This is a genomic window from Minwuia sp., assembly GCF_048263705.1.
Classification (GTDB): domain Bacteria; phylum Pseudomonadota; class Alphaproteobacteria; order Minwuiales; family Minwuiaceae; genus Minwuia.
The window spans coordinates 401,282-415,732 of the sequence record NZ_JBLXDV010000001.1 but is presented as its reverse complement, the minus strand read 5'-3'; the positions used below and the strand labels follow the sequence as shown (position 1 = coordinate 415,732).

The 14,451-nt window shown below is 64.6% G+C and carries 14 protein-coding genes; 10 read left to right on the top strand and 4 right to left on the bottom strand.

From position 1 onward, the window contains the following. The first annotated feature begins 4 nt into the window (after window positions 1-4). The gene (trpE, locus tag ACN0X7_RS01825; protein WP_417513486.1) at window positions 5-1,525 is read left to right on the top strand and encodes an anthranilate synthase component I; all 1,521 of its coding nucleotides are present in this window, start codon (window positions 5-7) and stop codon (window positions 1,523-1,525) included. 11 nt (window positions 1,526-1,536) lie between these two features. Here trpE and ACN0X7_RS01820 read toward each other — a convergent pair whose 3' ends face one another. Then, a complete protein-coding gene (locus ACN0X7_RS01820; protein WP_417513484.1) occupies window positions 1,537-2,388 on the bottom strand; it encodes a metallophosphoesterase family protein in 852 nt (283 codons plus the stop codon). Between the two features lie 158 nt (window positions 2,389-2,546). Further along, window positions 2,547-3,425 carry an alpha/beta fold hydrolase gene (locus ACN0X7_RS01815; protein WP_417513482.1) on the bottom strand — a complete coding sequence of 293 codons (879 nt, stop codon included), beginning with the start codon at window positions 3,423-3,425 and terminating at the stop codon, window positions 2,547-2,549. Between the two features lie 217 nt (window positions 3,426-3,642). Between ACN0X7_RS01815 and ACN0X7_RS01810 the strand changes: the two genes are divergently transcribed. The 7 genes from ACN0X7_RS01810 to ACN0X7_RS01780 all read left to right on the top strand — a co-directional run bounded on the left by ACN0X7_RS01810 (window position 3,643) and on the right by ACN0X7_RS01780 (window position 10,622). Then, the gene (locus tag ACN0X7_RS01810; protein ID WP_417513480.1) at window positions 3,643-4,821 is read left to right on the top strand and encodes a CaiB/BaiF CoA transferase family protein; all 1,179 of its coding nucleotides are present in this window, start codon (window positions 3,643-3,645) and stop codon (window positions 4,819-4,821) included. Window positions 4,822-4,961: 140 nt separating this feature from the next. Next, window positions 4,962-5,756, top strand: coding sequence for an enoyl-CoA hydratase (locus ACN0X7_RS01805; protein WP_417513478.1), 795 nt, complete (start codon window positions 4,962-4,964; stop codon window positions 5,754-5,756). A gap of 5 nt (window positions 5,757-5,761) precedes the next feature. Further along, window positions 5,762-7,396: a 2OG-Fe(II) oxygenase family protein gene (locus ACN0X7_RS01800; protein WP_417513476.1), complete on the top strand. Its 1,635-nt coding sequence runs from the start codon at window positions 5,762-5,764 to the stop codon at window positions 7,394-7,396. 171 nt (window positions 7,397-7,567) lie between these two features. Next, window positions 7,568-8,122: a hypothetical protein gene (locus ACN0X7_RS01795; RefSeq protein ID WP_417513474.1), complete on the top strand. Its 555-nt coding sequence runs from the start codon at window positions 7,568-7,570 to the stop codon at window positions 8,120-8,122. After that, on the top strand, window positions 8,119-8,637 hold the full coding sequence (locus tag ACN0X7_RS01790) for a hypothetical protein (RefSeq protein WP_417513472.1): 519 nt from the start codon (window positions 8,119-8,121) through the stop codon (window positions 8,635-8,637). Before ACN0X7_RS01795 ends, ACN0X7_RS01790 begins: the two co-directional genes overlap by 4 nt. A 113-nt stretch (window positions 8,638-8,750) precedes the next feature. Continuing rightward, entirely contained in the window at window positions 8,751-9,557 is an 807-nt protein-coding gene (gene panB / locus ACN0X7_RS01785) for a 3-methyl-2-oxobutanoate hydroxymethyltransferase (protein ID WP_417513470.1), read from the top strand. Between the two features lie 129 nt (window positions 9,558-9,686). Next, window positions 9,687-10,622, top strand: coding sequence for a dihydrodipicolinate synthase family protein (locus ACN0X7_RS01780; protein ID WP_417513468.1), 936 nt, complete (start codon window positions 9,687-9,689; stop codon window positions 10,620-10,622). On the opposite strand, the gene ACN0X7_RS01775 is transcribed toward ACN0X7_RS01780, so the two are convergent. After that, entirely contained in the window at window positions 10,601-11,173 is a 573-nt protein-coding gene (locus ACN0X7_RS01775; RefSeq protein ID WP_417513466.1) for a peroxidase-related enzyme, read from the bottom strand. The genes ACN0X7_RS01780 and ACN0X7_RS01775 overlap by 22 nt on opposite strands. A 121-nt stretch (window positions 11,174-11,294) precedes the next feature. Here ACN0X7_RS01775 and ACN0X7_RS01770 point away from each other — a divergent pair, with 121 nt between their 5' ends. Further along, entirely contained in the window at window positions 11,295-11,879 is a 585-nt protein-coding gene (locus ACN0X7_RS01770) for a glutathione S-transferase family protein (protein ID WP_417513465.1), read from the top strand. Between the two features lie 8 nt (window positions 11,880-11,887). Beyond that, a complete protein-coding gene (locus tag ACN0X7_RS01765) occupies window positions 11,888-12,475 on the top strand; it encodes a glutathione S-transferase family protein (protein WP_417513463.1) in 588 nt (195 codons plus the stop codon). Window positions 12,476-12,717: 242 nt separating this feature from the next. Here ACN0X7_RS01765 and ACN0X7_RS01760 read toward each other — a convergent pair whose 3' ends face one another. Next, window positions 12,718-14,394: a formate--tetrahydrofolate ligase gene (locus ACN0X7_RS01760; RefSeq protein WP_417513461.1), complete on the bottom strand. Its 1,677-nt coding sequence runs from the start codon at window positions 14,392-14,394 to the stop codon at window positions 12,718-12,720. Window positions 14,395-14,451 lie beyond the last annotated feature (57 nt).

Below are 14,451 nucleotides of genomic sequence, written 5' to 3'. Positions count from 1 at the left end.
TCCGATGAGCTTCACGCCGAGTCTGCAGGACTTCCAGAACCGCTACGATCAGGGAGACGGCCAGGTCGTCTATACCGAAATCGTGGCCGATCTGGAGACGCCGGTTTCCGCCTACATGAAACTGACGGACGGACGTCCCAACTGCTTCCTGCTGGAATCGGTCGAGGGTGGCGCGATCCGCGGCCGCTATTCCTTCATCGGCATGAAGCCGGACCTGATCTGGCGGGCGCAGGGCAACAGGGCGGAGATCAACCGTTCGGCGCGTTTCGATCCGGATGCCTTCGAACCCTGTCCCGATCCGACGCTGGAAAGCTTCCGCAAGCTGCTGGCGGAAATCCACATCGACCTGCCGCAGGAACTGCCCCCCATGTCAGCGGGCCTGTTCGGTTATATGGCCTATGACACGGTCAAGCTGATGGAACGTCTGCCGTCGGGCAACCGCGACGCGCTGGGCGTGCCGGATGCGCTGTTCGTGCGGCCTACCGTGATCGCCATCTTCGACAGCGTCCGGGACATGGTCACGATCGTCACGCCGGTCTGGCCCGAATCCGGTGTGGGCGCGCGGCAGGCCTATGCCCGCGCCTGCGAGCGGCTGGCCGATGCGGTGGCCGATTTCGATCGCGCCCTGCCCCACAACCGCAGCGCAACGGAAGACATCGGCACCCTGCCCGAACCGACGTCGAACACGACGCGGGCCGAGTATCACGCGATGGTGGAACGCGCGAAGGAATACATCCGGGCGGGCGACATCTTCCAGATCGTGCCGTCGCAGCGTTTCGAGGTGCCGTTCACGCTGCCGCCGCTGGCGCTCTATCGCGCGCTGCGCCGCACCAACCCTTCGCCCTTCATGTATTTCCTCGACTTCGGCGATTTCTCGGTTGTCGGGTCCAGCCCCGAGATCCTGGTCCGGGTGCGCGATGGCGAGGTCACCGTGCGCCCGCTGGCGGGCACGCGCCCGCGCGGCGCGACACCCGCCGAAGATGTCGCGCTGGCGGAGGACCTGCTGTCCGATCCGAAGGAACTGGCCGAGCACCTGATGCTGCTGGACCTGGGGCGCAACGATGTCGGGCGGGTCTCGAAGATCGGCTCGGTGAAGGTGACCGAGAAGTTCGTCATCGAGCGCTACAGCCACGTGATGCACATCGTCTCCAACGTCACCGGCGAACTGGATGACGAGAACCATGATGCGCTGGACGCGCTGATCGGCGGCTTTCCGGCCGGCACGGTCAGCGGCGCGCCGAAGGTCCGCGCGATGGAAATCATTGAGGAGCTGGAGAAGGACAAGCGCCATCTCTATGCGGGCGGGATCGGCTATTTTTCGGCAGACGGGGCCATGGACACGGCCATCGTGCTGCGCACCGCCGTCGTCAAGGACGGCGTGATGTATGTGCAGGCCGGCGGCGGTGTCGTCGCCGACAGCGACCCGGAAGCCGAATATCAGGAGACCGTCAACAAGGCCAAGGCCTTGATGCGCGCCGCCGAAGAGGCCGTCCGCTACGCCAACCGCAGCGGCAACATGCGCTGACGCGTGCCGGATCAGGCCGCTGACGGCGGCTTCGGTGCCCAGGGTTTGTGCTTGTGCAGCCAGTGCGCGGACAGATCGCGGCGCGGCAGCAGATAGCGTGCCGGGTCGCGTCCGAAGACCTGTACGTCGATGATCTCGCCGATCTCGACCATGCCCCACGCGCCGGTCGGCTTGCCCGCGGTGGTGAAGCTCTCGGTCAGGGAGTGGATCGTCACATAGGGGATGCCGTCGATCACATTGACCGCGTTCCAGTGGGTGTGGCCCGCCAGACAGAGTACCACCACGCCGCTGCGCTCGATGATCTCGCGGGCCGCCGCGCCCTCGGTCTCATAGCCCGCGTACTGCGGCAACCGCTCGAAATAGAAATTGCCGACCATCGAACCGTTGTCGAGCGGCGCATGGGTGCAGATCACGGTCGGGCGGTCCGTCGCGGCGAGGTCGGCCCGCAGCCAGTCCAGATCGCCCTCGGCAAAGTGGAAGCCCCGCTCCCGCGTCAGGTGGGTGTGAGCGTTCCAGATCACGATGTGGAAGCCGTTCACGTCGAACGAATAGCTGTCGAAGCTGCGCTGGAAGGCGTTCTCGGCCTCGGCCCGGCTGATCTGGTGATTGTCGTGATTGCCCAGCAGATGCGCCGCCTCGATCCCCGCCAGCCCGAACTGCTCGGCCACCTCCCGCTGCAGCGCGATGTCGGTGTCGTGGTCCACATCGTTGATGCGGTCCCCCAGCTCGATCACCGCATGGGCATCCACGGCCTTCATCTCCGGCAGCAGGTCGCGCAGCAACCGCACGGCGGCAGTGCCGATCTTCGTGCCCTGATCGGGTCCGTGGTGAATGTCAGCGATGAGGGCGAGGCGGAGGGTCATGGTCATTGCCTCACATGCGAACTGTCACCCCGGCCTTGTGCCGGGGTCCAGCGCCGAGTCCCACTCTGGACCGATATGGCCGGATGGACTTCTTCCCGGTTCCCGGCACAAGGCCGGGATGACGTGCAAGCATCAGCAAGTGCCAACGAAACGCCTCGCTATTTGATAAACGCTTCAACCCGGTCGCAGAAGTCATCCAGCCGATCGTGCTGGACCCAGTGCCCCGCGCGGTCGTAGGTGACGACTTCGGCGTTGTTGAAGTGTTTGATCCTTCCGTCCTCGACCGGGTTCGAGGCCCAGCTGTCGGCACCGTAGACCAGCAGGGTCGGACAGGTGATGCGGCCCCAGAGGTGCTGCAGGTCTTCTTCGGGCATGTCATAGGGCGGCCAGTTGCGGACGTAATTGTCGAACTTCCAGGAATAGGTGCCGTCCTCGTTCTGGTTCACGCCCTGCACGGTCAGGTGGCGGGCCTGTTCGGGCGAGAGGTGCTTGTTCTCCTCCTGCATGCGGCTGAAGGCGTCTTCGATGGAGGCGTACTTCCGCGGGCTGCGGCCCGACGAACCGCGCACGCCGTCGATCCAGTTCCGCAGGCGCAGGTCGATGGTCTCGCCCGCGCGCTCGGCGATCACCTTCGGCGACGGTCCCATCCCCTCGATGGCGACCAGGCGGCGGACGTTCTCGGGATAGAGGCCGGTGTAGCGCAGCGAGATATTGCCGCCCAGCGAGTGCGAGACGATGGTCACCGGTGCCAGACCCTGCTGATGGATCAGTTGCGCCAGATCGTAGACATATCCCAGCATCGTGTAGGTGCCGTCGGTCGACCATTCGCTGTCGCCATGGCCGCGCAGGTCCGGCGCAATGACGTGCCAGTCGTCGCGGAAGCGCTCGGCCACCCAGTCCCAGTTGCGGCAATGGTCCCTGCCCCCGTGGACGAGCAGCAGCGGCGGCTTGTCGTGATTGCCCCAGTCCACGTAATGCAGGCGCATCCGCTGCGAGAAATAGGTGCGGGACGTCGGGCCAACGGTGCTGAGAGGCATGGGTATCTTCCGGAATCGGTATCAGGTCCACCAAGGTTATCGCAAGCCTGACAACAATAACACCAGCCCGCTGCGGGACTTGATCCCGCAGCCCAGTCCGACGGATGCGCCCGGCTGGGTCCCGGGATCACGTCCCGGGACGGCGGAGAGTGTGCGAGATCGTCCGTGCAAGTATTTTCAGCGCCCCCTAAACTCTGCGCACGAGGGAGGAACGACGATGACCGATCTACCACTCAGCGGGATACGCGTGCTGGACCTGACGCGGGTTCGGGCGGGCCCGACGGCGGTGCGGCAGTTCGCGGACTGGGGCGCGGACGTGATCAAGATCGAGGTGCCGGACAGCGCGGGCGGCGACGGCGGACTGGGCGGACCGCGCAAGGGCCCGGACTTCCAGAACCTGCATCGCAACAAGCGGTCGATGGAGCTGAACCTGAAGTCCGATGCGGGCCGGGCCGTGCTGCTGAAGCTGGCCGAAACGGCGGACGTGGTGGTCGAGAACTATCGCCCCGACGTGAAGCATCGCCTGAAGATCGCCTATGAAGACCTGTCGGCGGTGAACGAAGGGCTGATCTATGTCTCGATCTCCGGTTTCGGACAGGACGGGCCCTACGAGAAACGCCCCGGCGTCGACCAGATCGCACAGGGCATGGGCGGCCTGATGTCGATCACCGGGGAGCCCGGGCGCGGGCCGATGCGGGTGGGCATTCCGGTGGCCGACCTGACGGCCGGTCTGCTTGCGGCACAGGGCGCGATGATGGCGCTGATCCAGCGGGCGCGCACCGGCAAGGGCCAGTGGGTGCAGACCAGCCTCTTGCAGGCGCAGACCTTCATGCTGGACTTTCAGGCCGCGCGCTGGCTGATGGACGGCGAGGTCGCGGGCCAGGTCGGCAACGAACATCCGACCGGCGTACCGACCAACGCCTACCCCACCGCCGACGGCTACATGAACGCGGCGCCTGCCGGGCAAAAGCTGTACGAACGCTTCTGCCATGCCATCGGTGCGGCGGACCTGATCGACGATCCGGACTATCTCGACGGCGGGCAGCGCTACCGCAACCGCGATGCGTTGAACGCGCGGATCGCCGACATCCTGAAGACCCGCACGACGGCGGACTGGATCGAGACCCTCAATGCGGCGGGCGTGCCCTGCGGCCCGATCAACAGCATCGACCAGACTTTCGCCGATCCGCAGGTGCAGCACCTGGGCATGGCCCGCGCGGTCGAAGATGGTGGGCCGGAACTGAAACTGGTGGCACAGCCGATCACCCTGTCGGGCAGCGACCCGAAACTGTGGCGGCGCGCGGGCGACAAGGGCGCGGAAACCGGCGACATTCTGGCCGAGGCAGGCTATGAAACCGACGAAATCGAACGGCTGCGCCGGGACGGCGTGATCTGAAACCCGATCACGCGTCATGCCGGGCTTGTCCCGGCATCCGGTCGAACCTATGACTTGCGGCAACGCCGCTCCGGATCCCGGCACAGGGCCGGGATGACGGCATCCGAAGGCGGCACGACCAACGCGACCGGGGAAAACACATGAAACTCGACACGACCAAGATGCTGGCGGAGAAGGACGGGGCCATCGGCTGGATCACCTTCAACCAGCCGGAAAAGCGCAACGCCGTCTCGGTCGAGATGTGGGCGGCCATCCCCGCGATCATGGAAGACTTCCTGGCCGACGACGCGATCCGGGTCATCGTGCTGAAGGGCGCGGGCGACCGGGCCTTCATCGCGGGCGCGGACATTTCCGAATTCGGCGAGAAGCGCAATTCACCCGAGACCACGAAGCTGTACGATGCGATTTCGGGCAAGGCGCAGGCGGCCCTGATCGCGTCGCCCAAGCCGGTCATCGCCATGATCAACGGCTATTGCATCGGCGGCGGGCTGGCGGTTTCACTGACCGCGGACATTCGTATCGCCGCCGACAACACGCGCTTTGCGGTGCCCGCGGCACGTCTGGGGCTGGGCTATGCCTGGCAGGGGATCAAGCGGCTGATCGGCATTGTCGGACCGTCGTTCGCCAAGGAGATATTCTTCACCGCGCGGCAATTCGATCACGAGGAAGCGCGGATGATGGGCCTGGTCAACCGCGTCGTCCCCGCCGCAGAGCTGGAACAATATGTGCGCGACTATGCCGGGCTGATCGCCGAGAACGCACCGCTGACGATGAAAGCGGCGAAGATGTCCGTGGACGAGCTGCTGAAGGATCCGGGAAGCCGCGATCTGGATGCCTGCGACGATGCCATCATGGCCTGTTTCGCCAGCGCCGATTTCGTCGAGGGCCGCACGGCCTTCATGGAAAAACGCAAACCGCAGTTCAAGGGACGCTGAACCGGATGGCCGATGCAGACAAGATCGATGCCCTGTTGAAGGAAGCCAGCGACGCCATGCGCAACGGCAAGGCGAAGGTCGCCCTGCGCGCCGCCAAGCAGGTGCTGGAGGTGCAGCCGCGCAGCGCGCCCGCGCTGTTCATCTCCGGCATGGCCGAGCAGGCGCGCGGACGTACCGACATCGCGCTGAACTTCCTGCAGATGGCCGCCAAGGCCGATCCGTCCGTGCCTGAGATCCAGTTCAATCTGGGCGTCTTTCTAGGGTTGGCGGGACGGACACTGGAATCCGAAGACGTGTTCGAAGGGCTGCTGAAACGCCTGCCCGACGATGTGAACGTGCTCGCCAACCTGGGACGGGCGCAGTACGCCAACCGCAAGTGGCTGGCCGCCGCCGAAACCCTGAAGAAGGCGTTGAAGCACGCGCCGGGACATGTCGGCATCCTGGAACAGATCGGCGCCTCGCTGCAGCAGGCCGGCGATGCGGACGGTGCTGAAAAGGCCTATCGGCAGGCCCTGGTGATCAGCGCGGAAAATCCGGACGTGCATTTCAACCTCGGCACCGTGCTGAGCCGCAAGAACGATCTGGAAGGCGCGCTGTCCGCCTATAAGGAAGCCGTGCGCCTGAACCCGAAACACGCCGCGGCGCAGCGCAATCTGGGCCACCTGTTGAGCAAGGCGGGCCGGTTCGAGGAAGCGATCGAGCCGCACCGCCAGGCCTCGCGCAGCTTCCAGAACGACCCCAACATCACCTACGATCTGGGCTATGCGCTGGCTGTCTCCGGGCGGACCGACGAGGCATTGAAGGTGCTGGGCCGGGCGCTGTCGACCCATCCCGGCTCGTCCGACTTCATGAACATGCTTGCCCTGACGCACTTCAGGAACCGCGATCCCGAAAGCGCGCTGGCCTTCGCCGAACAGGCGCTGGACGCCCGCCCCGGCGACAATACCGCGCTGGCCTACAAGGCCATGGCCCTGAACGAACTCGGACGCCACGATGAAGCCCGGTCGATCTACGATATCGATGGTCTGGTTCTGGCCGAGATGGCTGCCGCGCCCGAGGGGTTCGATTCCATTGAGGCGTTCAACACGGCGTTCGTCAGCTATATCGAACCGCACCCCAGCCTGTCCTATTCCCCCCTGAACCGTTCGCTGAAGGGCGGGCAGAGCACGCGCGAACTGCTGGACGGCGATGATCCGGTCGCGACCGCGTTCCGGTCGATCATCGAAACCGCGACGGCGCACTATCGCGCGGCGCATCCGGTCGATGCCGATCACCCGTTTCTGGCCCGCCGTCCCGAAAAGACCGAGATCGCATGCTGGGCGAACATCATCGACCGGGGCGGCTTTCAGGACGTTCACTTCCATCCGCCGTCCTGGTTGAGCGGCGTCTACTATCCGAAGCTGCCCCGGATCATGGAAGACCCCGCCCGGGAACCGGCGGGCTGGCTGGAGTTCGGGCGCGCCTACTACATGCTGGACGCGCAGAATGAACCGCCGGTCCGGCTGATCCGGCCGCGCGAAGGACTGATTGTCCTGTTCCCGGCCTATTTCGGTCATCGCACGATCCCGTTCGAAACCGACGAGAAACGGATCAGCGTGGCCTTCGACATCATGCCCGCCGATCGCGCCATCGGCTTCTGAAGACTTACGCAGTTACTACAAACCGCGATATTCAATTGATCGGGCAACCAAAAAACACAGCGTTTCGCGGCTGACGACGCCCTCAATTAAACAAATGTTAAACCGAACAGCGTCCTATCCCTTCTGACAACTTGCCCTCACGGCATGGATCGGAATGGACCTGCCACAACGATGACCCACGCACCGAATTTTTCAGAAGCGCGGATACTGATCGGCCATCAGAGCACGATCACCTCCAAGCTCTATGATTCGATCCTGCGCGGCTTCGGCATCCGGCACATCGAACTGGTCGGAGACGTGAAGGCCGCACGGCAGGCGCTCGCGGGCGGCTGGATCGACCTGGCCATTCTGGACAATTCCCTGGGTGCCGATGACACGCGCCGCATCGTGGCGGAAATCCGACGCAGCGAAACGGCGACAGCGCGGGAGATACCGATCCTGCTGACCTACGGCCATTCCCGCTACCGGGACGTTCTGGCGTCGCGAGACAGCGGTGCGAATATGGTCATGACGACACCGCTGACCGCCACGGCGATCTACGACCGTCTGGCATGGCTGGCACTGAAGCCGAGACCCTTCGTCGAATCGGAACCCTATTGCGGCCCGTGCCGCCGGATCAACGTCGACCGCATGGGGGCCGCAAAGGCGCGGCGCGCGACGGACGTGCGCAATGCCGATCCAGCAGACCGGACGGCAGCCGACAGCGAACTGGCAATCGTCGGATGACGCAGGCCCGGGAAGATGTGCGTATCGACACGACCACGGTCTCCTCGTTCGCGAAGATGGCACGAAAACCGGGCGGCAAGTCGCGTGCGCAGTGCCTGGCCGACGCGAACACGGCGATTGCGGCCATGTCAGGTCAGGCGCTGAACCGCATCCGCCTGAACCTGGAATTTCTGCGCGAACGGGGCCGACAGTGCGCCGACAGCGATGATTTCCCGCACGCAGCCCTCGCGCAGGCCTATGCGCGCGCCGTGGAGATCGTCGAGATCGCGTCGTTTCTGCAGATCGGAAAGATATGCGAGATCGCCACCAGCATGAGTGAACTGATCTCGCGCATGCAGGCACAGGAAGTCTTCTGCCACGAATCATACACCGTTCATGTGGAGGCCCTGCGCATCGCGATCGCATCGCCGGAGGAGACCAGTCCGGCACTTGATGACCTGATCGCCAGACTGGGTCTGGTCGTCGAACAGCTGTCCGACCCGGACGCCGAACTGAAGGAGCAGGCCACGGCCTGAGGCCGCGCTGCCGCTTCGATGCAACCCGCCCATGTCGGCGGAACGGTGTCGTTCCCTCCCGCCACGCACTACGCTCAGCACGACTGTCTTCCAGATCAGGAAAGTCTCGTGTGATGAGTACGCCCCCAAAGGCCCTGAGTGTTCCCGCAATTCGCGCGCGCAAGGGCAAGGTGCCAATCGTGGCGCTGACCGCCTACGACCATCCGACCGCCTGTGAGATCGACGATCTGGTCGATCTGATCCTTGTCGGGGATTCTCTCGGCATGGTGGTCCACGGCCTGCCGAATACGCAGGGCGTGACAATCGACATGATGGTCCTGCACGGCAAGGCGGTGGTGCGCGGCGCGTCGCATGCCCTCGTCGTCGTGGACATGCCGTTCGGCACGGTCGAGGAGAGCCCGGAGACGGCCTTCCGCAATGCCACCCATATCATGCGCGAAACCGGCTGTTCGGCGATCAAGCTGGAGGGCGGTCAGGAAATGGCCCCCACGGTGAAATTCCTGACCGAACGCGGCGTTCCCGTGCTGGGCCATGTCGGCCTAATGCCGCAGAAGGCCGCGATGCTCGGCGGGTTCCGCACGCAGGGCCGCAAGACCGGCATGGCGGAGAAGATCATGGCCGACGCAAAGGCCATCTGCGACGCCGGTGCGTTTGCCATCGTCATCGAGGGCACCATCGAGCCGCTGGCCCGCGAAATCACCGAGACGGTATCGACGCCGACCATCGGGATCGGCGCATCGCCGGCCTGCGACGGACAGATCCTGGTGATCAACGATCTGCTGGGGCGCGCCAGCGATTACGCGCCTAAATTCGTCAAGCGTTATGCCGAGCACGCGACGGGTGCCCGGGAAGCGGTCGCCGCCTATGCTGACGACGTACGCACCCGCCAGTTTCCCGGCAAGGAGCACTGTTTTGAATAGCTGCACGGATCAGGTGACGGTGTCCGACCCGGCACCAAAGTGTCATGCCCGCCTTGCGCGGGCATCCGGCGAAGGCAGCGACTCGCGGCAGCGCCGCACCGGATCCCCGCGCAGGGCGGGGATGGCCATATGAGTTTACAGCAGGGTCATCCATCGACCGCCAGCGGTCTGGGACGCGGCATCTACGCCATCCTGTACGCCTTCTTTGACGCAGACGGCGCGCTGGACCGTGACGCCATGCGACGGCAGACGGAAGCCTGTATCGCGTCCGGCGCGCACGGCATGGCGGCGCTGGGACTGGCAACCGAGGTGCACAAGCTGACGCCGGCGGAGCGGCTGGACGTGATGCGCTGGCTGATCGAGGACACGGCGGGCCGCGTTCCGGTTTCCATCACCGTCTACGGCAACCAGCCGCCCGAGCAGATCGCCTTTGTCGAGCAGGCGGCCCGACTGGGGGTCGACTGGGTGATACTCCAGCCGCCGCGCGACCGCACGGTCAGCGAGGCCGAACTGCTTTCCTTCTTTGCGGAAGTGATGAACGCCAGCCCCCTGCCCTGCGCGATCCAGAACGCGCCGGCCTTTCTGCCCAACAGCCTGTCGGACAGCGGACTGGTGCGGCTCGCCGAACGTTGTCCGAACTTCACGCTGCTGAAGGGTGAGGGGTCAGCACTGGACATCCGGGCGGCCATCGAAGCGACCGGGGACCGGCTGGATGTCCTCAATGGCCGGGGCGGACTCGAGCTGACAGACAATTTCCGAGCGGGCTGCAGCGGCATGATCATCGCGCCGGAACTGGCCGATGTTCAGGTCCGCATCTGGGAGATGCTGCTGTCCGGCGACGAGACCGGGGCCGAGAAAGTCTACGCCGATATCCTGCCGCTGGTCACGTTCCTGATGCAGTCGGTCGAACAGTTCATCTGCTACGGCAAGCGCCTGACCGCACAGCGCCTGGAACTGGGCCCCGTCCACGACCGCGCGCCAACTCAGGCGCCAACCGATTTGGGGCTGGACTGCCTGAAACGCTACGCGGCGGGGCTGGAACCCTACCCGCGACCCATGGCGTAGAATTCGTCGTTCGGGCGCATGGACGTGAAATTCGCGACCCGGTTGCTGAGACCGAAGAAGGCCGTGATCCCGGCAATGTCCCAGATGTCCTCATCATCGAAGCCATGGCCGCGCAGGGTCTCGAAGTCATCGTCGTTGATGCTGCGGCTGTCGAGGCAGACCTTCATGGCGAAATCCAGCATGGCCATCTGACGCGGGGTGATATCGGCCTTGCGATAGTTGATGGCCACCTGATCGGCGATCAGCGGGTTCTTCGCCCGGATACGCAGGATCGCGCCGTGGGCGACGACACAGTACTGACAGCCGTTCGCCGCAGAGGTCGCCACCACGATCATCTCCTTCTCGGCCTTGGTCAGGTTGCCTTCGCGCTCCATCAGCGCATCGTGCATCGCGAAGAAGGCGCGCATCTCGTCGGGCCGGTGGGCCATGCCCAGAAACACGTTCGGCACGAATCCGGATTTCTCCTGCACGGTCAGGACCATCTCCTTCAGGTCATCGGGCAGGTCGTTGATATCGGGCACGGGATAGCGGCTGATCGCGGCATCGGTCATGGGAGATCACTTTCTGTTGGTCATCGCTGTTGACCTGTCTATCGTCCGCATCATCTGGACAATCAACCTTGCAGGCCGTCGCACCGACGCAAGCCTGCAATGCAATATGAGGGATCGCCACATGAAACTGCTGCACGCCCAGAACTCACCCTATGCCCGCCGCGCGCGGCTCACCGCCCGCAAGTCCGGCCTCGACATTCAGGAACTGGACGTGTCGAAGGATCCGGAGGCGCGCAAGGTTCTGGAGGCTGCGGGTCCCAGTGCCAAGATTCCCGGCCTGTTGCTGGATGACGGCACCTGCCTGTGCGAGACGCTGATCATCACCCGCTATATCGACGCCCAGAGTGCAAACGACCTGATGGACTACACACCGAAGCTGCTGGAGATCGAAGGCATCGCATCGGTTCTGATGGACGCCACCTACAAGCGCAGCAAGGAACGGCTGGCCGAGGACGGCGTGCCCTCGCCCACCGTACTCAAGACCGAGACCGACCGGATCGCGCGCTGCTACGACGCGTTGGATGCGCGCCTTTCGGGCAAGCCCGCAGAGATCAACCTGGCGACCATCGCTGCCATCTCGGCACTGGGCTATGCCGACTGGCGCGGTGCGGATGATGAATGGCGCAAGGGCCGCGACGGGCTTGCCGCATGGTACGACGCCATGATGCAGGACAGCGACGTCGCTGAAACCGCGCCAGTGTTCTAGGACCACCGATGAAGCTCTTCTACACGCAGAACTCGCCCTACGCCCGGCGGGCGCGGCTGGCGGCCCGGTTCTCCGGGCTGCCGGTCGAGGAAGTCGGTCTCGGCAGCATGCGGGAGGGTGGCGGCGAGGTGCTGAAACAGTACGGTCCGGGTGCGAAGGTCCCCGGTCTGCTGACCGACAGCGGCGTGTACCTGACCGAGACGCTGATCATCACCGGCTACCTCTGCGAGAAATCCGGCGGCAGGTTGATGAGTTTCGACGAGCGGCTGCTGGAACTGGAGGGCCTGGGTCAGGTGCTGACGGATGCGCTCTACGTTCGCAACATGGAGCGCCAGAAGACGGACTGCCCCCCGTCCGTCGCCATCGTCGGGAAGGAAACCGACCGCATCATGCGCTGCTACGATGCGCTGAACGAGCGGCTCTCCGGCAAGCCTGCGGACATGAACCTCGCGACATTCTCCGCCGTCGCGGCCCTGGGCTATGCCGACTGGCGCGGCGCGGACGACAACTGGCGCGGCGGCCGCGAAGGACTGGCGGTGTGGTTCGACGCCATGATGCAAGACAAGGACGTCGCGGAGACGGCACCGGTGTTCTGATCGGCGCTTCCATGCACTCACAGGTGCACCGAATACCGATCAATCCAGTAATTGACTGAGCCGACATCTCCCCGACGGGTCACCCCCGCCTCCGTGCGGGGGTCCGGGGCGGCTTCGCCGCAAGTTCATCGGTTCGCCGGATGCCCGCGCGCGGCGGGCATGACCCGCATGAGAGGTTCAACGGCCTCAGATTGCCTTTGGAACGCCGGCATCCATGCAACGAGCCCGAGGCGAACAGGTACTCAGAACAGGCCGTCGATCTCTCCGGCGTCATTGAGCATGATCTGCTCGGCGGCCGGGACCTTCGGCAGGCCGGGCATGGTCATGATCTCGCCGCACACCACCACGATGAAGCCCGCGCCCGCCGACAGCCGCACTTCGCGGATCGGCAGCGAATGGCCGACCGGCGCGCCGCGGCGGTTCGGGTCGGTCGTGAAGCTGTACTGGGTCTTCGCCATGCAGACCGGCAGGTGACCGTAGCCGTCGGCTTCCCACTTCTTCAGCTGATTGAGGATCTTCTTTTCCGCGATGACCTCGTCGGCGCGATAGATGCGTTTCGCGACAGTCTCGATCTTTTCGAACAGCGGCATCTCGTCGGGGTAGAGCGGGCTGAACTGCGACACGCCGCTGTCGGCGATCTCCACGACGCGGTGCGCCAGATCGGTGATGCCCGCAGAGCCTTCCGCCCAGTGCCGACAGACGATGGCTTCGGATCCTTGCGCCTCGACATAAGCCTTCACAGCCGCGATCTCGGCATCGGTATCGTTGACGAAGTGGTTGATCGCGACGACGGCCGGAACGCCGAAGCTCTTCACGTTCTCGATGTGGCGGCCCAGGTTCGCGCAGCCCTTCTCGACGGCTGCCACGTTCTCAGCGTTCAGATCGTCCTTGGCGACACCGCCATTCATCTTCATCGCGCGCACCGTCGCCACGATGACCACGGCGTCCGGTGCCAGCCCCGCCTTGCGGCACTTGATATTCATGAACTTCTCGGCACCCAGGTCCGCACCGAACCCGGCTTCGGTCACGACATAGTCTGCGATCTTAAGCGCAGCCGTGGTCGCAGCGACGGAATTGCAACCGTGCGCGATGTTGGCGAACGGGCCGCCATGGACGAAGGCCGGATTGTTTTCCAGCGTCTGCACCAGATTGGGCTGCATCGCGTCTTTCAGCAGCACGGTCATCGCGCCGTCCGCTTTCAGGTCCCGGCAATAGATCGGCTTCCGGTCCCGGGTATAGGCGACGATGATGTCGCCCAGGCGCTTCTGCAGGTCTTCCAGGCTGGTCGCCAGGCACAGGATCGCCATGACTTCCGATGCCACGGTGATGTCGAATCCCGACTGGCGCGGATAGCCGTTGCCGATGCCGCCGAGACTGTGCACCACATCGCGCAGGGCGCGGTCGTTCATGTCCAGCACCCGCCGCCAGGCCACGCGCCGGGCATCGATGCCCAGATCGTTGCCCCAGTGAATGTGGTTGTCGATCATCGCCGACAGCAGATTGTGCGCCGAGGTGATGGCGTGGAAATCGCCGGTGAAATGAAGGTTGATGTCCTCCATCGGGATGACCTGCGCGTAGCCGCCGCCCGCCGCGCCGCCCTTCATGCCGAAGCACGGACCCAGCGAAGCCTCGCGGATACAGATCGCCGCGCGCTTGCCGATGGCGTTCAGCCCGTCGCCCAGGCCGACCGTCGTCGTGGTCTTGCCCTCGCCCGCCGGGGTCGGATTGACGGCAGTGACCAGGATCAGCTTGCCGTCCTGTTTGCTGCGATTGGCCTCGATGAATTCCTGACTGATCTTGGCCTTGTCATGGCCGTAGGGCAGCAGGGCCTCCGACGGAATGTCCAGCTTCGCGCCGACTTCCTGAATGGGCTTCTTGTTCGCCTCGCGGGCAATCTCGATATCGCTCTTGTGGGCCATGATGATCGTGTTCCCTCAATCTCCGCCGCCTGTGGCGCGCAGTTAATGTGTCTGTGA